We start from the raw sequence: 17141 nt of genomic DNA, 5'->3' as shown, positions 1-17141 counted from the left end.
GGCTCGCTGATTCGGCGTGCACCCTGTTCGAGAGCAGCATCTGTCACATGACGTACATCATCAGCTGATTTCAATCCCACAGAGATAAGAACTTCAGTGGTGCCCTTATCTGCCACAGGCTTATCAATAATCTTTGCGAATTGCTCTTTCTTGGTGAGCATCGCAAAGATGTTGTCGCCGACCTGCATGCAGGCGTTGTTCTCACCTGTGAATTGCTCTTTTACAGTAAAACCTAAAGCCTTAAAGAACTCAACAGAATTAGGTAGATCTTCAACGGGCATATTGATAAAAATCGATTGAGTCATGAGTGTATTAACCCTTGAACTTTCTGGTCTCTTGTGGCCATCCGCAGGCAACTGCGATCTTTGCACCCCACATTTTTGCCTCTTCATCCGATGAAGCTTCAAAGATCGTCAGGCCTCCTACGAACTCACCATCTTGGGTAATAGGTCCACCAACTTTGCCATTTTCATCCGCACCGAAAGCCTCTTCAATTTCTTCGATGAGACCACCCGCATAAATGAGAATGCCGGCATCTTTCATCTCGGCTACAACTGCGCGTGCGAGAGGACCACGAGATTGAAACCACTCCGATGCGTGATCGCCAACCCACTGCTGATTGAAGTAAGTGATGTATTGCGCCATGCACTGATATTAAGTCCAAGCCTGGAGAAAAAGAAGAGTCGCCCTATAAGCCGGATCCTGTCATCGCCATTGCTGGCTGTGATCACCATCCATCTAGATCTGTAATTACTTACAGATTCGAGCGACCTACCCGATAGCTTGAGCGCGAGCAGCGCACTATCTTCTTGGTCTTGCTTCAGGTGGGGTTTACATAGCTAACTGCATTGCTGCAATTACTGGTGGTCTCTTACACCGCCGTTTCACCCTTACCAACATTGCTGTTGGCGGTTTGCTTTCTGTTGCACTGTCCCGCGGATTGCTCCGGGTGGGCGTTACCCACCACCTTGCTCTATGAAGTCCGGACTTTCCTCGGTATTACTTGCGTAATAACGCGGTGATCCAGGCGACTCTTCTATATATAAGGATATGGCTTTGACTCTTGTAGTGCCAAAACTATGCTTACGCGCATGGCAAACATCGGCAATATGTACGGTCCTGATTTCACATTCCTCGGAGTCCCGCGCTGTGATCTCGATGATCCCAAGACATTTGCCGATGCTGATGTCGTGATTGTTGGTGCACCTATTGATGCTGGAACCTCTTATCGCTCAGGTGCCAAGTTTGGTCCGCAGGCAATTCGCGGAACTGATTACCTGCCGCATGATGGCGAACGTCCACATATGGCACTTCGCGTTGATGGTTTGAAAGATCTTAAGGTTGTTGATGCTGGTGACTTGATGATGCCATCTGATGATTTAGCAAAATGTCTTGCAACGCTTCGCGCAGCAACAGAGAAGATCTCTCGTGCTGGTGCAATTGCGCTTGTACTTGGTGGAGATCATTCAGTTACTTCTGCAGATGTTGCCGGAATTGCGGACCACCGTGGGCTCGGTAAAGTTTCAATGATTCACTTCGATGCGCATGCCGATACCGGAGACTTACAAAATGGTTCACTTGTCGGCCACGGAACACCGATGCGTCGATTAATTGAATCAGGTGCTGTACGCGGTGATCGTTTCTTGCAGGTTGGTCTTCGCGGCTATTGGCCAGAAGATGCCACTCTCAAGTGGATGCGCGATCAGAAGATGCGTTCTTACGAGATGACTGAGATTCATAATCGTGGATTAAAGGCTGTTCTTGATGAATCATTTGGCATCCTTACCGATGAAACCGATGGAGTATTTCTCTCAGTCGATATCGATGTGGTCGATCCAGGAATGGCGCCAGGGACTGGAACACCAGAACCAGGAGGACTCACATCCCGCGAACTTCTGGAAGCGGTGCGCCGCATCTGTATTGAATTGCCCGTCGTGGGTATCGACGTTGTTGAGGTCGCTCCAGCATTCGACAGCTCAGATATCACTGCGATGCTTGCCAACCGTGTCGTATTGGAAGCACTCAGCGGAATCGCATTCCGACGTGCGGGAGGTAGCTATAACCCCGCCCGCAACGTTCTAGATCGCTAATTACAAGGTAGTGAGAATTGCTTCAATATCGCTGACTTGAGTCCACGGGTTAACGATTGCAAAGCGCAGGATTGGTTCGCCTTTATGTGATGACGGTGTCACAAATCCAATTTGATCTGCCAACAACTTATCGCTCCATACTTTGTAATCACTCATCGCCCAACCCTTGCGAGTAAAAGCCACAATAGAGAGATTTGGTTCGCGAAGCAGTTCGAGATTGGGATGAGCCTTAATCGAATCAGCTGCCATGCGCGCAGTTTGCATAGTCTTCGCGACCGCATCGCTATATGCCTTGGTGCCGTGGGCGGCCAATGAGAACCAGAGCGGCAAGCCACGGGTGCGACGGGTAAGTTGAATTGCATAGTCTGATGGGTTGAATTCATCGCTCTCAGTAAGGGCATCAAGATAGCCAGCATGTTGAGTATGTGCTTCCCGACCAATCTCTGAGTTTCGATAGATAAGGGCACATACATCGTAAGGTGCAAAGAGCCACTTATGTGGGTCGACGATAAATGAGTCAGCTTTCTCTATGCCGGCAAATAACTTACGTGTCTCGTCGTGAGCAAGACCAGCAAGACCGTAAGCACCATCCACGTGGAACCAAATCTTGTGCGAGTTAGCTACCGCGCCAACGGTAGGAAGTTCGTCGATAATTCCTAAATTAGTAGTACCTGCAGTTGCAACGATTGCGCAGATATCGTTATCTGGATTCTCAGAGCGATACTTGTCGATTGACTTCTTTACATCTTCACCGCGCATTACGCCATCTGATTGAACAGAAACTTTGATGAGATCTACGTCCATTACTTCGGTTGCTGATTGAATTGATGAATGGGCTTCACTAGAACAAGCAACAGCCCAACGTTTGACTTCTGGATGAACGCGACGCGCCTCTTTCCGGGCTGCAACTAACGCAGAGAGATTTCCGATTGTTCCGCCTTGAACAAATACTCCACCTGCAGTTTCAGGTAGTCCGGCGAGATCTGCCAGCCAGCGGAGAGTCTGATTTTCAGCAAAGACAGCACCGGCACCTTCAAGCCAAGAGCCGCCATAGAGCGCTGATGCACCGACAACAAGGTCGAAGAGGTTTGCAAGTTCAGATGGAGCCGATGGAATGAATGCCAAATAGCGAGGATGATCAGTTGAGATACATGCAGGTGCAAGGGTTTGCGTAAAAAGCGCAAGCGCCGTGCTTCCACCTAGGCCTTCTTCAGTAATGGTGTTGCCAACAATAGAGAAGAGTTCGGCTTCGCTCTTTGGTCCATCGAGTGGCGGGTTGTCCTTGAGTCGAGTCAGTGAATACTCGAGAATTTCCTGCGCAACTTTTTCGATTTCGGGCGTGAACTCATGCATGCGGTGAGTCTAACTACGGAGCGCGGTTAATGCCCAGAGGATTGCAATCACATCGATGAACTCTTGCGCTATCGCTCCCTGACTTGGCGATAGCAATCCAAACGCCCCGAAGAACATGCCTATAAATGCCAGACCCATTCCAAGGCCGGCCGCCTGCACTGCTTTTTTGCGACTTAACTTCGAGATCCTGATTGCCTGAGTGAGGCGATCAATCGAATCTTCGACTATCACTACATCGGCAGCTTCACTCGCAGCAGATGCACCGCGAGCACCCATGGCTACACCAACATCAGCCGCAGCTAGCGCCGGTGCATCGTTGATGCCATCGCCCACAACTACAACTGAACCCCTCGCACTCGCTTGTGCTTTACGAGCAATATCGAGTTTTCCTTCAGCGCTCACCTTTGAATAAATCTCAGAGATTCCCACAGCATCGGCAACTTCCTGTGCAGTCTCTTCGCGGTCTCCAGTAACAAGTGCAATATGTGCAACGCCTGCTGCGCGTAGATCAGAAACCATGTCACGCGCCTCTGGACGGACGGGGTCTTTCAGCCCAATGACACCTAAGAGTTCCCCGTCAGATTCAACGGAAACCATTAATGGATGAGAGAAATGCAGCCAATGTGGTGCCGTATGAACAAGCTGTCCAACAGTGATTTTTGCCCCTGAAATTTCACCAGCGATATGGTGCCCGGAATCTTCACGGAGATTGGTGACTTCATACATCTCGAGATTGCGTTGACGTGCTGCACTTACAAGAGCTTTAGCAACGATATGTGGACTAAATTGATCGACAGAGGCAGCAAGAGCCAATAGTTCATCATCGGAGATTCCCGGGCGAGTATTGATTTCAGTGATTGCAGGTCCGCCGTGGGTCAGCGTTCCTGTCTTATCTAACAGAACAGTTTCTGTCCGACCTAATAGTTCAAGAATTGCTCCACCTTTGATGATGGCGCCATGTTTTGCAGCTTGTGAAAGCCCCGCAACAATTGCGATTGGTACTGCAAGAATGAGCGGACATGGAGTGGCCACAACTAATACTGCGATGGCGCGCTTTACATCACCAGTAATCCACCAAGCTCCAAGTGACATCAAGAGCGCAACAGGTACAAAGCGCAGAGCCCAACGATTGGCCACGCGAATGCCGGGCGCCGATTTTTTCTGAGCCTCTTGAACCAACTTCACGATCCCGGCGTATGTTGAAGCTTCCGCTGTAGCAGTTGCCGTGAAGTAAAACGGAGAACCAGCATTGACTATCCCACTTGAGACATCTTCACCTGACGCGCGAGAAACTGGAAGTGGTTCACCAGTCAGGGCAGATTCATCGAGAGTTGCAGAATCTCTGAGCACTCCATCTGTTGCGGTAATTTCACCAGTCCGCACGAGAAGCACATCACCGATAGCGATTTGATCCATTGGAATTTCTTCAATCGTGCCCGAGGTATTGAGTCGATGAACCTGTCTAGGCATGCGCGAGAGAAGTGATTTCAATTGTCGTTCAGCTTGACCTTCAGCCCACCGCTCAAGAAAGCGTCCAGTGATGAGCATCAGAACAATTACTGCTGCCGCAAAGAATTCTTTGGTAATAAGTGCACCAGTTATTGCCAGATAGGCGAGAAAATCGACACCGAGCAAGCGCTCTTGCACCTCGATAATTCGATTTCTCATATCCCTAGGTTACTTCTGTCTCTGGAGATTAGACTCTATTTATGAGCGAAGTAACTATTACCTTCCTTGGCGCAACAGATACTGTCACTGGAAGCCGTTTTCTCGTTACCTCTAGCCAGTCAAAAGTCCTCGTCGACTGCGGACTCTTTCAGGGAATTAAGGCGATTCGCAAGAAGAATTGGGATCCATTTCCTGTCGACGTAAAGACTATTGACTCTGTCGTACTTACTCATGCCCATCTTGATCACTGCGGATACCTGCCGCTGCTTGCTCGCCAAGGATTTGAGAATCCTATTTTTGCAACTCATTACACAGCAGAACTGGCAAGTGTTATTTTGCACGACTCAGCGCATCTGCAAATGGAAGATGCTAAGTACGCAGCAAAGAAGGGTTATTCAAAGCATGCGATTCCACTTCCGCTCTATAACGTGGAAGATACAGAAGCTGCTATTAAACTCATTAAACGAGTGAAGTTTCATTCACGGACACAGGTTGCACCCGATGCATGGGTGACTTGGTTTCCATCCGGCCATATTTTGGGGTCATCCTTTGTTCTGCTTGAAATCGGGGGCAAGAAGATTCTCTTTACTGGAGATATGGGCCGCAATAATCACCCACTTTTATCAAATCCAGATGCAGCACCTCAAGAAGTGATGGATGCAATTCTGACTGAGTCGACGTATGGAGATCGTAAGCACGACGCTAAGCCTGAAGATTTTGCTCGTGAACTCAATGCAGCAATTAAGCGCGGTGGATCAATTCTCATTCCAGCCTTTGCGGTAGATCGCACGGAGGTCATCTTGATGGCACTTCGTGACTTAATGGAGAGGAAGTTAATTCCGCTTATTCCAATTTACGTAGATTCACCCATGGCACTGACTGCACTTAATTTCTATCGCGAAGCTATCCAGCAGAACACCTCAGAAATTCGTGGTGGCGTATCTGACAAGTGGGCGAATCAAGACCCCTTTGATCCGGGTCGTCTCATGCAGGCTGTCACAACGGAAGACTCAAAGAAAATCAATGACATTGCAGAGACTTCCATCATTATCTCTGCCAGTGGAATGGCAACCGGCGGCCGAGTGGTCCACCACCTTGAACACATGCTTCCTGATGCGAAGAACACAGTTATTTTGGTGGGGTATCAAGCGGTCGGCAGTCGAGGTCGCTTACTAGAAGAAGGTGTTTCAGAGCTGAAGATGCATGGAAAGTTCATTCCAGTTAATGCGCACATCTCGAAGGTAGAGAGCTTCTCTGTCCATGCCGATGTCGACGAGTTAATTGATTGGTTGAGAAATGCACCAAAACCTCACAAAATATTTGTTGTGCACGGAGAGCAGGGCGCGCAGGAGGCAATGGCAAATCGTTTAGTAGACGAACTTGGCTGGAATGCGATTGTTCCCAAGCCAGCACAAGTCATCGCTATCTAAATTCTTCTTGAGATTTAGAGAGTAAAGCGTGGGTATTCGTCTGTCACCATCAAGAGCGCATAACCATAAATGCGGTTCCAGAACTGAATTGTTCCTAAGATGTAGTTGAGCGCCCACTCTGGATACCGTCCAGTGGACCAGGTAGCGATCCATGCTGCGAAGGTGACAAACGCTGCACCGATTGCGTAGATAAGACCAACTATTACTAATGGAATTACAAAGATCACTTTGAAAATCTGCAGGATGCGACCAAGTTTCTTGCCACCTTCAACATCTGGAAGAAGAACTGCAATCTTTGGATTGCGCTCAATCGATGGATAGTCATCAGTGAGCAAGAAAACGTAGGCAGTGACACGAGTCTGCAGCTCAATCAATGCGTGATTAAAGGTGAGTACATAGCTTGGATATTTACCCGTAAATACGAGAGCGAGAATTGTTGGAACCACCAAAAATCCGCTGGTCCATCCCCAATGAGCCATTTCAGTGAAAGTCGCAAGGAAAATTACGACAGGAAAAGCCAGAATTCCACGCCAGAAGACAGTCTTCTTGTCGCGATTTTCTAGCTGATATTCAATGATTGTTTCAATTTGATTGCTCATATTTACAGTGTATTCCTCTTCTCCTCGCTTTGTAGATACCCTTGGCCAATGTCTCCTCGAAGAATTGCTCTCGTAACAGGTGCCAGCAGTGGAATTGGAGCGGCCACTGTTCGAGCCTTAGCTGCTGACGGATTTACAGTGATTGCAACTGCACGCCGCAAGGATCGACTGAATGAACTTGCCCAATCTGTTGCAGACGTTGAAGTGTTCCCAGCCGATCTAACTCTGCAAAGCGACGTTGATGCACTGGCAACATTTTGCGCTGATAAAAACGTTGAAGTTCTCGTCAATTGTGCCGGTGGCGCATTTGATGCTGCTTCTATCTTGGATGCAGATGCTGAAATCTGGAAGAAGACTTACGATCTCAATGTCATTGCAACTCTTCGAATTACAAAAGCAATTACTCCGCAGATGATTGAGCGCGGCAAGGGCCACATAGTGGTGATTTCATCGACTGCTGGACATCGCGCATATGAAAATGGTGGCAGTTACGTCGCTGCTAAATTTGCTGAAACTTCACTTGCCCACACATTGCGACTTGAACTGAACGGGCTTCCTATCCGAATCACAGAAATTGCCCCAGGCATGGTCAAGACTGATGAGTTTGCCCTTAATCGCTTTGATGGGGATAGCTCGAAAGCAGCAAAAGTTTATGACGGTGTGGATGCGCCGCTGACTGCTGAAGATGTCGCAGAATCCATACGCTGGTCGGTCACACTGCCCGATCACTTCAATGTCGACAGTATGGTTATTCGACCGCTGGCACAGGCCGCAAATCACAAGGTTCATCGCACATCATGACCGTGCTGCTTCGACCTTATACGCCTGCAGATTTTGATCGAATCTGTGAAATTCGAGGGCTCGATACCCCAGAACGACGAGAACGATTTATTGCACGTCTTGAAAAACCTGGAGAGTGGGTTGACCACTATCTGCACCTTGCAATCGAAAGTGATGGCGTTCTCGTCGGAGATTTCCAATTGCGCCATTGTGATCGCACAACACCGCCTGGCGCCTGGGATATGGGACTCGAACTCTCAGAGGATCTCCGCGGAAAAGGGATAGGTACGCAAGCTCTGCAAGCCGGTGCGAAATATGCCTTCGCGCACGGCGCACATCGTGTGGAAGGTTCGACAGATGAATCTAATATTGCAATGCGACGAGCTTTTGAGAAAGCTGGCTGGAACTTCGAAGGAGTCCTCAAGGCGCTCTTTATCGAAGATGGCCAACCACACGATTATTACTCGTATGCAATTACGAAATTCGATTAGTTCTTCACAACGCGATAGGTAGCAAGAGAAGAATCAGTCGCGTAAGCAATACGAACACCTGCATCCTTTGATGCTTTAAGACCTTCAAGAATCTGCGAAGTCAACACCTCACCTGGGGCAACAACTGCGACTCCTGGTGGATACGGTGCGATCAAATCTGCAGAGATACGACCCTCTGCCGCGTTTGCATCGACCATCTCTGTCTTTGCAAAGTAGGCATCACGCATCGAGATTCCTCGAGTAGGTATAACGGACCAACTGAGCGCTGTTGCGCTCTCGCGGCGCTGACCTTGATGGCGTTTCAAAATTGGTATCAGGGCATCCGCAAGAGCGGCGAAATCATCGGATGAATCTGCCAGCGTTGCTAGGAAGACGATGGTGTCGCGATCTGCCATTTCCACACGGATTCCTGCTTCCTGTAAATCACGCTCGATATCAACGCCAGAAGCGCCTAGTTGCTGAACGCGAAGAACAATCTTTGTTGGATCAAATCGACCCGCAGGAAAATCAGCGGGAAAGAGAAAGATGGGCAGTGCGAATTCTGATTGAACTGTCTTCTTAAATTCTTCAACATTATTAATAAGCGCACTATTGAGTTCCTTGCCACGAGATTGAAGCAAGGCACGAACACCATCAATCGAAGCAAGAGGAGCACCTGCTGGTGATGTTGTATGAGTTGTCTCAAAGCTTTGCTCAAGACGATCAAGGTTGAGGTATGTGCCCTTTGCTAAGAGAAGAGCAGATGCGCTGTAACCCGGAAGTGCTTTATGGACGCTAGTAATCAAAGCATCGGCACCCACTTGGAAAGCATGACGAGGGAGATTGGGATGGAAACCAAAGTGGCCACCCCACGCAGCATCAAGGATGACGGGTACAGATTGCTTATGTGCAGCTTCAATCAGTACCGGAAGATCCGAAATTGTTCCAAGATAGCCCGGTTCAGTCAGTAGAACCGCGATTGGTTTCTCTGCAAGAGCTTTCTCTAATTGTGCAATACCGATTCCAATAGGAACTCCGGTTGCCTCATCGATATCAGGTGACATCCAGATTGGTTCGAGGCCTGCGAGAACGAGCGCGCTCAAAATAGATCGATGTGCAGTACGCGAAATTGCGACCATGTCACCAGGTGCTCCAAGTGCCAGAACGATTGCTTGGTTGGCATGCGTAGCCCCACCCGTTGAAAATCGCGCAAAGTCAGCGCCCCAGAGATCTGCGGCTAACTTCTCAGCTTTCTTCAAAGTTTGGTTGGTGAGCTTAATTTCATCGAGACCTCCATAGAGAGGCGTATCGCTATCCACCACGGCTCCAAGACCGCTATCGAGTCGACCGGCTTTCTGTTTGTGCCCTGGAATCGTGAATGGAGTACGAACGCTTTCAAAGTAAGAGAGGTAAGCATCGAGAAGAGGTGTGCTGTTGCGGAGGTCACTCATGTTGGGAAGTCTATCTTGATGCCAATAACACTTGGGCTAGCGCACATTTCATAAGGCCCTAGACTTTCCCTATGACAGAAAAACTCCCACAATCACGCCATTTGGCCACTGAGATTCCAGGGCCACTTTCAACTGCAGCAATGCAGCGTCGTAAAGAGGCAGTGTCTGGGGGACTAGGAACTGCGATTCCCGTCATTATCAAACGTGCATCTGATGCAATCCTTGAAGATATCGATGGCAACCGCATCATCGACCTCGGTTCAGGTATCGGTGTAACAAACGTTGGTAATGCCGCACCTCTCGTTGTCGAGCGCGTGCAAGAAGCTGTCGCTGCATTTACACATACAAACTTCACTACCGCTCCATATATGGGCTACATCGAAGTGTGCGAAGCTCTGAATCGCTTGACTCCAGGAAACTTTAAGAAGAAGTCAATCTTGCAGAACTCTGGCGCTGAAGCAGTTGAGAATGCAATCAAAATTGCACGCCACTACACAAAGCGCCCTGCAATCGTTGTCTTTGAACATGCCTACCACGGTCGTACTAATCTCACGATGGCACTTACTGCGAAGAACATTCCTTACAAGGAAGGTTTCGGGCCATTTGCTAATGAGATTTATCGTATGCCGATGCCATATCCATATCGCTGGGTAGGTGATCAGGCAACCATTACTGAAGATGCTTTGAAGATGGTTACTACCAAGATTGAGAAGGAGATTGGCGCACATAACGTTGCAGCTATCTTGATTGAGCCAATCCTTGGTGAGGGTGGATTCATCGTTCCACCGAAGGGTTTTCTTCCAGGACTTTCAAAGTTTGCAACAGAGAACAAGATTGTCTTTATTGCTGATGAAGTTCAGGCAGGCTTTGCACGAACTGGTGATTGGTTTGCCGTCAACGACGAGAATGTCGAACCAGACATGATCGTCACAGCAAAGGGCATCGCGGGTGGACTTCCACTTGCAGCAGTTACTGCTCGCGCAGAGATTATGGATTCTTCGCACATTGGTGGACTCGGTGGCACTTATGGTGGAAATCCAATCGCATGTGCGGCAGCACTTGCGGCTATCGAAATCATCGAGAGCGAGAAGCTCGTTGAGCGCGCTCGCCATCTCGGTGAAATCATGACAACGTCACTGCGTGAGATTGCAGCAAAGCATCCAGAGATCGGCGAAATCCGTGGACGCGGTGCGATGATCGCAATTGAAATTGTGAAGCCGGGTAGCAAAGATCCCAACACCGAACTCATGGCAAAGGTCATCAAGTACTGCCAGAGCAAAGGCGTCTTGATCTTGACCGCTGGTTCATATGGAAACGTCATCCGCTTCTTGCCACCTTTGGTGATTACCGATGAACTTCTCAAGGATGCCCTCGGCGTCCTCGCTGAAGCCTTCGACGCGGTCGCCTAACTTCACCCTGCTATCTCACCCCGTTCGGGGTGATTTGCCCTTCTCTCTGAGTGGCTTATGCGAGAGCCTTCACCCATGGTGAGCGAGAAGGACTTAGGTATCACGCTCTCGCGTACCTTTACTCCCACCTTGCCCGCCGGCAATCTCTCCCGGAAGCACCTCTTTCCACTGATAGAGAATGAATCTTCCGGAACCACATTGGTCATCGCTCCCGGTGGATATGGCAAATCGTCGTTGATTGCTGAGTGGGTTCAGTATCAGAGCAAGGGCGTTATCTGGATGACTGTTACCAATGGTGACACCATCAATGAAATGTCTGCGATGCTGATAGCAGCTACTCGCCATTTGATTGCAGGATTTGCCCCTTGGTTTGAGAAGGAACAACCATTAAGGCCAACTGAAGTTGTGCGTCGATGGGGCAATGAACTTCTCCAAACTGGCCGCGAATACATTTATGTTCTAGACAGTTTGCGAAACGATTCCCTAGCGGATGTAGATATTGAAATAAAGTTAATCGAGCAATTTCCCAGCAATATCCACTTTATTGCAATCCGTCGCGAGAATATTGAGGAAATCTATTCTACGTGTGCATCACGAGGAAACTTGAAAGTTATTACCTCCCGAGAACTTAGATTTTCCGATGATGAAATTGAACAGTATGCAACGAATGCGAACCTAGAATTAAATGATGAGTCGCGAAAGATCTTATTTTCTGCGCATGGTTGGCCTTCGGCAACCTCACTTTTGCGAGCTCAAATTCAGATGCAAGGCGAACAGATCGATCTTGAGAGGCTGATGGGATCTGAGACTGAACCTTTGCGAGCGTTGGCAATGGTAGTGACAGCAGGGCTCCAGCCAGAAATCGTCAGCGCATGCGAAAAACTATCCGTACTGGAGAGCTTTACTCTTGAGATGGCTCAAATTATTTTAGGTGAAGAATATTCTTTCGATCTCATTAATTCGATTGCGCAAAAAGGTGAGATTTTTACCAACTCACGTGACCCTCAAGAGGGATACGTATTTTCACCGATGATCCAGCAGATATTTCTTGAAAATTTGCGAAAAAGAAAAGATGTAAAGGCTGAGATTCATAAGAAGCTCATTAAATATTTTGAAAGTATCGGAATGCCCAGCGCTGCAATTACCCACGCATTTGAGTCTGGCGATGCTGAACGAATAAGTAAGTTATTTCCGGATGCAGTGAGATCTAAACAGGCGCAAGGTTTGGGCGGTGAACTCTTGCGTTGGTCTGTCAATGCCGGCGATTCTTCGCGTGAAGGTGAACTAAAGAGAGCGACAGTGGAAGTCGTTGGTCATTTAGCTAATCTAGATTTTGGAGCCGCAAAGAGCGTAATTTCAAAGATATCGCTCCTCTCAGGAGGAGCTGATCACCCCGAGTTTTATCAGCAATTTGTGGCTGGCGCTGAGTCGTATTCGCACTTGACACTGGGAAAGTTTGAGCAATTGGAAGACTCTATCGAGCGTTCTAAGAGTGGAAATTCCGATTGTCTTCTGGGAGTAGATGACCAAATTAACTTACTGCGCCTGCTTGCAACGAAATATTACATCTGGGATGACACAGATCGCGTTGAGTCAATTTATCGGAAGCTGGAGAAGTTGGCTCAGAAGACTAGCTTGCGTACTTCGCACACATTCGTGCAGTCAGTTGAAGCAATGGTGCTTCATCAAAAAGGTGAGTATCGCCGAGCTCATGAACTTGCTGTTCTTGTTTATCAACAATCGCAGAAATTTGGATTTGTGGGTAATCACGGGCCGATAGATGTGATGTACATTCAAGCTCGCTGTCTCATCGAGTTTGCCAAGCATCAAGAGTCGATGGCGCTCTTTGAAGAAATTCGTAAACTCGCATTTGAGTGGAAACAGTGGCATTGGTACTTAGCGAGTGATAACCATGTTATCCAAGAAATTTGTCGTCGCAATCAAGAGAAGGAAGCTTTGGAGCGAGTAAAAACTTCACGAGAATTGATAGGAACCTTTCCGGCCACAAATGAACTTTCAACGCTTATTGACTTTCACGAAATGTATATAAGGCGACGATTGAAGGATTTTGATCGTCTTGAGAAATTAGTAGCCAGGGCACCGCGCACTCGTTTCACCCATCAGATGAAAATGGTCGTGGATGAATTCCGAGGTAGAAAAGTTCTCTATGAAGATGCGAAAAATCTCCCATCGCACACTCCGCGCGAGGCAATTTGGAAATCTTTGATGATGGCGTCAATCAATATTGATAGCGAAGCCGTTGCATTGCCTGCAATGCGGGAGGCGATGAGGATGGGGGCTCTAGTTGGAGCAAAGGAGACCTTTTTGCGCCAAAGCGATCAAATGGGCAACCTCATCATTAAAGTGGCAAATGAATTCCCGACCGTTTATAACGAAGAACTAGCAACGGCTATGGCCGAGCGCATCAAAGAACGAGGAAGCGCGATGACAACTTCTCAACAGGCGCTCACAAAGCGTGAACTTGAAATATTGCGACAACTTTCAACCGGAAGAACTCTCACAGTGATTGCTAGCGAACTTCACATCTCGCAGAACACCATGAAGACTCACCTTAAGAATCTCTATAAGAAGATGGGCGCAGAAGGCCGCCACGATGCAGTGGAAAAAGCGAAGTCAACCTTCCTTATCTAGTCGATAGGTAATACTTGCGGAGTGCACCAGACTTCTATTTCAACTCCGCGACTCGTACTTCACCATATTCCGGCTGATGGCCTCATCTCACTCATGGATGACAAGAGCGATCTTTTGGCTATCGCAGGCAGGGATATTTCTAATCCCTATAGAGTTCTGATTGATGACGAAGGTCCTTTGCCCTGGCGTGTTCCTCAAGTCAAAGAGGATCCTGAAAAAAATAAATGGTTTCTGCGGTTTATTACTCTTGCACATACTAAAGAGATAATTGGGAGCACGAGTTTTCATGGAGCTCCTGATGCCGATGGAATGATCGAAATTGGTATCGGTCTCGATGAGCGCTTCTGGGGTAAGGGATATGCAAAAGAGGCGCTCAAAGGTATGTGGCTCTGGGTCTGCAACCAGCCAGGCGTTACAACACTTCGCTATACAGTCAGTCCTAGCAATATCGCATCGGTGAAAATTATCGAAGGTTTTGGCTTCGCCCATATAGGTCAGCAGATGGATGAGGTCGATGGCCCCGAGGATATTTACGAAATGTCTGCAGTGGATTTCTTGGAGGGGAACGGCAATGAGTGATGAATTCGATGAAATTGTTGGAGATATCGAAGACGAACTCGACCTCACACTCTATTCCGATATTGATGAGCTTGCGGAAGAGGTAACTGCCCAGATTCTGCTTGCGATTGAGAATGGCCTTCTCGCAGATGGCGCATTTCATTTAGTTCTTACTGGCGGAACTCTTGGGGTTCAAATTTCCAACGCTTTAGTTGCTGTTTTTAATGCTGCACCAGAGATGTATAAAGGGCTACATATCTGGTGGAGCGACGAACGCTTTGTAGAGCTCGAAAGTAGCGAGCGTAATGCAGCGCCTTTTCATGGCACTCTCACAAATACCAACATCGAAGTCCACGAATCACTAGCACCTAATTCACCAGCAACTATCGAAGATGCCGTTGCTGACTATGCAGACGCACTCAAAGGTGTCACGATCAACCTCAACATATTAGGTGTTGGTCCAGATGGCCATGTCGCTTCGCTATTTCCAGGCGTTGCTGATTTAGATGATCGCCGAGATATCTTCGCAATTACTGATTCGCCAAAACCTCCGGCATCACGCATCTCATTTACGATGAAATTCATCAATGAGGCAGAAGAAGTGTGGATAGTCGCAGCGGGCGAGAGCAAAGCCGAAGCTGTTGCAAAAATCATCGAAGGTGATTTATCAATACCCGCCAGCTATGTCAGCGCTAAGGCTCGCACACGCCTGATCGTCGACCAAGCTGCATTCTTCGCTGAGTAACTTCATCCCCTAGAATCGCCTCCCATGAGCACAACTACTTTTGGCATGGTCGGACTCGGTCGAATGGGCGCAAATATCGTGCGTCGCCTCCACCGTCACAACATCACATCCGTTGTCTACGACGTCTCGCCAGATTCAGTGAGGGCGCTAGCTGCTGAAGGCTCCATCGGAGCAAACAATCTCGCAGATCTCGCTTCACAGCTCACCGCTCCGCGCACGGTCTGGGTTATGGTCCCAGCTGGCGTTACAGATTCAACAATCGCTGCTGTAGCCGAGGTTCTCTCGCCAGGCGACACCATCATCGACGGTGGAAATAGTTATTACAAGAACGACCTTAAGAATGCAGAAATCCTCGCGGCTAAGGGAATTAATTTTGTTGACGTCGGAACTTCTGGCGGTGTCTACGGGCTCGAGCGCGGATACTCATTGATGATTGGTGGCGACGATGCTGTCGTGAAGTCACTGGATCCAATCTTTAAAGCTCTCTGCCCAGGGGTAGAAGCGGCAGAGCGCACACCTGGTCGCACCGGCGAGCCATCACAAGCCGAATACGGATATTTGCACTGCGGCCCTACCGGTTCTGGCCACTTCGTTAAGATGATTCACAACGGAATCGAATACGGAATGATGGCTGCATTTGCAGAGGGACTTGCAATTTTTGAGGCAGCCGATGAGATGACACCTGCTTACAACCTCGATATCCCAGAGATTACTGAAGTATGGCGTCGAGGCTCTGTTGTTGCATCATGGCTTCTCGATCTCACAGCCCAGGCACTCAACGAATCCAATGAACTCACTGAGTACTCAACCCAGGTGAGCGATAGCGGCGAAGGTCGATGGACAGTTCAGGCAGCAATCGAGGCAGGTATACCTGCACACGTCTTGAGTGCATCACTCTATTCACGTTTTGCATCACGCAATAACGATGAATTCGGTAACCGAGTCCTCAGCGCAATGCGTTACAAGTTTGGTGGACATAACGAGAAGCCGAAGGAAAATTAATGAAGGCCGATGTTCTCGTTCTCTTCGGCGCAACCGGAGATCTTGCTAAGAAGAAGTTATTCCCTGCACTCTACGATCTAGAAGAGCTTGGCCAATTGGATATGCCAGTTATTGGTGTGGCATCGTCAAAGTGGACTCAAGAGGTCTTCCGCAACAATGTTGAAGAGGCTATTCGCACTCGCAAGCCAGAGGCGGATGAAGAAGTGCTTCGCAAGATTCGCGATGAAGTTCAGCTTATTGTGGGCGATTACAACAACCCAGATACATTTGAAGAGCTCGCCGAAGCAATCAAGGATTACAAGCTTCCCGTTATCTACCTTGCGATTGCTCCAGAATTCTTTGCAACAATTACTGCTGCTCTTGCTGAGGTAGGAATTACAAAGCGTGCTCGCGTTGTCGTTGAGAAGCCATTTGGGCGCGACCTTGAATCTGCAAAATCATTGGATGCCGAGCTCAAGAAGCTTCTTCCGGAAGAACAGATTTACCGTATTGATCACTATCTAGGTAAAGAAGCAGTTGAAGACCTCTTGGTATTCCGCTTTGCCAACACACTCTTCGAGCCTGTCTGGAACCGCAACTACGTCTCCAATATTCAGATTACCATGGCTGAAAGTTTTGGTATCGATGGTCGTGGAAAGTTCTATGACGGAGTTGGTGCTACTCGTGACGTTCTACAAAATCACTTGTTGCAGGTTCTCACAATGTTGACGATGGAACCTCCTACCAGCATGAACTCTGAAGATATGCAGAATGAGAAGATCAAGGTCCTCTCAGCTATTCGCGATATCAAGCAGGGCGATGTTGTTCGAGGCCAGTTCGTTGGGTACCTTGATGAAGAAGGCGTTGCAGATAATTCAGATACCGAAACTTTCGTTGCGATGAAGCTCTTCATCGATAACTGGCGTTGGGCCGGAGTTCCTATCTACCTCCGTAC

General features: G+C 48.4%; 16 protein-coding genes and 1 other RNA gene. 10 read left to right on the top strand and 7 right to left on the bottom strand.

Annotated elements, in window-relative coordinates:
• The 3 genes from ACKOVI_RS05065 to rnpB form a co-directional block, all read right to left on the bottom strand.
• On the bottom strand, positions 1-305 hold a 305-nt coding region (locus ACKOVI_RS05065), incomplete at its 3' end, for a VOC family protein (RefSeq protein WP_509602981.1).
• Positions 306-312: 7 nt separating this feature from the next.
• Positions 313-645 carry a YciI family protein gene (locus tag ACKOVI_RS05060; RefSeq protein ID WP_509602980.1) on the bottom strand — a complete coding sequence of 111 codons (333 nt, stop codon included), beginning with the start codon at positions 643-645 and terminating at the stop codon, positions 313-315.
• A 30-nt stretch (positions 646-675) separates the two neighbouring features.
• Positions 676-1035: RNase P RNA component class A (gene rnpB, locus ACKOVI_RS05055), an RNA gene on the bottom strand.
• A gap of 56 nt (positions 1036-1091) precedes the next feature.
• Between rnpB and speB the strand changes: the two genes are divergently transcribed.
• Positions 1092-2090: an agmatinase gene (gene speB, locus ACKOVI_RS05050; protein WP_509602979.1), complete on the top strand. Its 999-nt coding sequence runs from the start codon at positions 1092-1094 to the stop codon at positions 2088-2090.
• On the opposite strand, the gene ACKOVI_RS05045 is transcribed toward speB, so the two are convergent.
• Both ACKOVI_RS05045 and ACKOVI_RS05040 read right to left on the bottom strand, forming a co-directional pair.
• Positions 2091-3443 carry a pyridoxal phosphate-dependent decarboxylase family protein gene (locus tag ACKOVI_RS05045; RefSeq protein ID WP_509602978.1) on the bottom strand — a complete coding sequence of 451 codons (1353 nt, stop codon included), beginning with the start codon at positions 3441-3443 and terminating at the stop codon, positions 2091-2093.
• A 9-nt stretch (positions 3444-3452) separates the two neighbouring features.
• A complete protein-coding gene (locus ACKOVI_RS05040) occupies positions 3453-5111 on the bottom strand; it encodes a heavy metal translocating P-type ATPase (protein ID WP_509602977.1) in 1659 nt (552 codons plus the stop codon).
• Between the two features lie 41 nt (positions 5112-5152).
• Here ACKOVI_RS05040 and ACKOVI_RS05035 point away from each other — a divergent pair, with 41 nt between their 5' ends.
• On the top strand, positions 5153-6541 hold the full coding sequence (locus ACKOVI_RS05035; RefSeq protein ID WP_509602975.1) for an MBL fold metallo-hydrolase RNA specificity domain-containing protein: 1389 nt from the start codon (positions 5153-5155) through the stop codon (positions 6539-6541).
• A 14-nt stretch (positions 6542-6555) separates the two neighbouring features.
• Here the strand turns inward: ACKOVI_RS05035 and ACKOVI_RS05030 are convergent, their stop codons facing one another.
• Positions 6556-7140 carry a DUF4389 domain-containing protein gene (locus tag ACKOVI_RS05030; RefSeq protein ID WP_509602973.1) on the bottom strand — a complete coding sequence of 195 codons (585 nt, stop codon included), beginning with the start codon at positions 7138-7140 and terminating at the stop codon, positions 6556-6558.
• A 48-nt stretch (positions 7141-7188) separates the two neighbouring features.
• On the opposite strand from ACKOVI_RS05030, the gene ACKOVI_RS05025 reads away from it, so the two are divergent.
• Positions 7189-7941, top strand: coding sequence for an SDR family oxidoreductase (locus ACKOVI_RS05025; RefSeq protein WP_509602972.1), 753 nt, complete (start codon positions 7189-7191; stop codon positions 7939-7941).
• Positions 7938-8411 carry a GNAT family N-acetyltransferase gene (locus ACKOVI_RS05020; protein WP_509602971.1) on the top strand — a complete coding sequence of 158 codons (474 nt, stop codon included), beginning with the start codon at positions 7938-7940 and terminating at the stop codon, positions 8409-8411. The genes ACKOVI_RS05025 and ACKOVI_RS05020 overlap by 4 nt, the downstream gene beginning before the upstream one ends.
• Here the strand turns inward: ACKOVI_RS05020 and ACKOVI_RS05015 are convergent.
• Positions 8408-9841 (bottom strand): aminotransferase class I/II-fold pyridoxal phosphate-dependent enzyme, encoded by a 1434-nt coding sequence (locus tag ACKOVI_RS05015; RefSeq protein ID WP_509602970.1) that lies wholly within the window; start codon positions 9839-9841, stop codon positions 8408-8410. The two genes, ACKOVI_RS05020 and ACKOVI_RS05015, sit on opposite strands and share 4 nt — an antisense overlap.
• 71 nt (positions 9842-9912) lie before the next feature.
• On the opposite strand from ACKOVI_RS05015, the gene gabT reads away from it, so the two are divergent.
• The 6 genes from gabT to zwf all read left to right on the top strand — a co-directional run.
• Positions 9913-11250 (top strand): 4-aminobutyrate--2-oxoglutarate transaminase, encoded by a 1338-nt coding sequence (gene gabT, locus ACKOVI_RS05010; RefSeq protein WP_509602968.1) that lies wholly within the window; start codon positions 9913-9915, stop codon positions 11248-11250.
• A 75-nt stretch (positions 11251-11325) separates the two neighbouring features.
• Positions 11326-13902, top strand: a complete 2577-nt coding sequence (locus tag ACKOVI_RS05005) for a helix-turn-helix transcriptional regulator (protein WP_509602967.1) — start codon at positions 11326-11328, stop codon at positions 13900-13902.
• 21 nt (positions 13903-13923) lie between these two features.
• A complete protein-coding gene (locus ACKOVI_RS05000; RefSeq protein WP_509602965.1) occupies positions 13924-14481 on the top strand; it encodes a GNAT family N-acetyltransferase in 558 nt (185 codons plus the stop codon).
• Entirely contained in the window at positions 14474-15205 is a 732-nt protein-coding gene (gene pgl / locus ACKOVI_RS04995) for a 6-phosphogluconolactonase (RefSeq protein ID WP_509602964.1), read from the top strand. Before ACKOVI_RS05000 ends, pgl begins: the two co-directional genes overlap by 8 nt.
• Before the next feature lie 24 nt (positions 15206-15229).
• Complete coding sequence (gnd, locus tag ACKOVI_RS04990) at positions 15230-16207, top strand: phosphogluconate dehydrogenase (NAD(+)-dependent, decarboxylating) (protein ID WP_509602962.1); 978 nt, start codon at positions 15230-15232, stop codon at positions 16205-16207.
• A partial coding sequence (gene zwf, locus ACKOVI_RS04985) for a glucose-6-phosphate dehydrogenase (protein WP_509602961.1) occupies positions 16207-17141 on the top strand: 935 nt, incomplete at its 3' end. The genes gnd and zwf, both read left to right, overlap by 1 nt.

The organism is Candidatus Planktophila sp., assembly GCF_046070465.1.
Lineage (GTDB): Bacteria > Actinomycetota > Actinomycetes > Nanopelagicales > Nanopelagicaceae > Planktophila.
The sequence above is the reverse complement of the archived record's forward strand: the minus strand, read 5'-3'. Positions and strand labels throughout refer to the sequence as shown.

Excerpts from the sequence above, each read along its gene's own strand:
- ACKOVI_RS05030 (WP_509602973.1), bottom strand. The coding sequence starts at position 7,140 with ATGAGCAATCAAATTGAAACAATCATTGAATATCAGCTAGAAAATCGC.
- ACKOVI_RS05035 (WP_509602975.1), top strand. The coding sequence starts at position 5,153 with ATGAGCGAAGTAACTATTACCTTCCTTGGCGCAACAGATACTGTCACT.
- speB (WP_509602979.1), top strand. The coding sequence starts at position 1,092 with ATGGCAAACATCGGCAATATGTACGGTCCTGATTTCACATTCCTCGGA.
- gabT (WP_509602968.1), top strand. The coding sequence starts at position 9,913 with ATGACAGAAAAACTCCCACAATCACGCCATTTGGCCACTGAGATTCCA.
- ACKOVI_RS05005 (WP_509602967.1), top strand. The coding sequence starts at position 11,326 with ATGGTGAGCGAGAAGGACTTAGGTATCACGCTCTCGCGTACCTTTACT.
- pgl (WP_509602964.1), top strand. The coding sequence starts at position 14,474 with ATGAGTGATGAATTCGATGAAATTGTTGGAGATATCGAAGACGAACTC.
- gnd (WP_509602962.1), top strand. The coding sequence starts at position 15,230 with ATGAGCACAACTACTTTTGGCATGGTCGGACTCGGTCGAATGGGCGCA.
- ACKOVI_RS05020 (WP_509602971.1), top strand. The coding sequence starts at position 7,938 with ATGACCGTGCTGCTTCGACCTTATACGCCTGCAGATTTTGATCGAATC.
- ACKOVI_RS05040 (WP_509602977.1), bottom strand. The coding sequence starts at position 5,111 with ATGAGAAATCGAATTATCGAGGTGCAAGAGCGCTTGCTCGGTGTCGAT.
- ACKOVI_RS05060 (WP_509602980.1), bottom strand. The coding sequence starts at position 645 with ATGGCGCAATACATCACTTACTTCAATCAGCAGTGGGTTGGCGATCAC.
- ACKOVI_RS05045 (WP_509602978.1), bottom strand. The coding sequence starts at position 3,443 with ATGCATGAGTTCACGCCCGAAATCGAAAAAGTTGCGCAGGAAATTCTC.
- ACKOVI_RS05025 (WP_509602972.1), top strand. The coding sequence starts at position 7,189 with ATGTCTCCTCGAAGAATTGCTCTCGTAACAGGTGCCAGCAGTGGAATT.
- ACKOVI_RS05015 (WP_509602970.1), bottom strand. The coding sequence starts at position 9,841 with ATGAGTGACCTCCGCAACAGCACACCTCTTCTCGATGCTTACCTCTCT.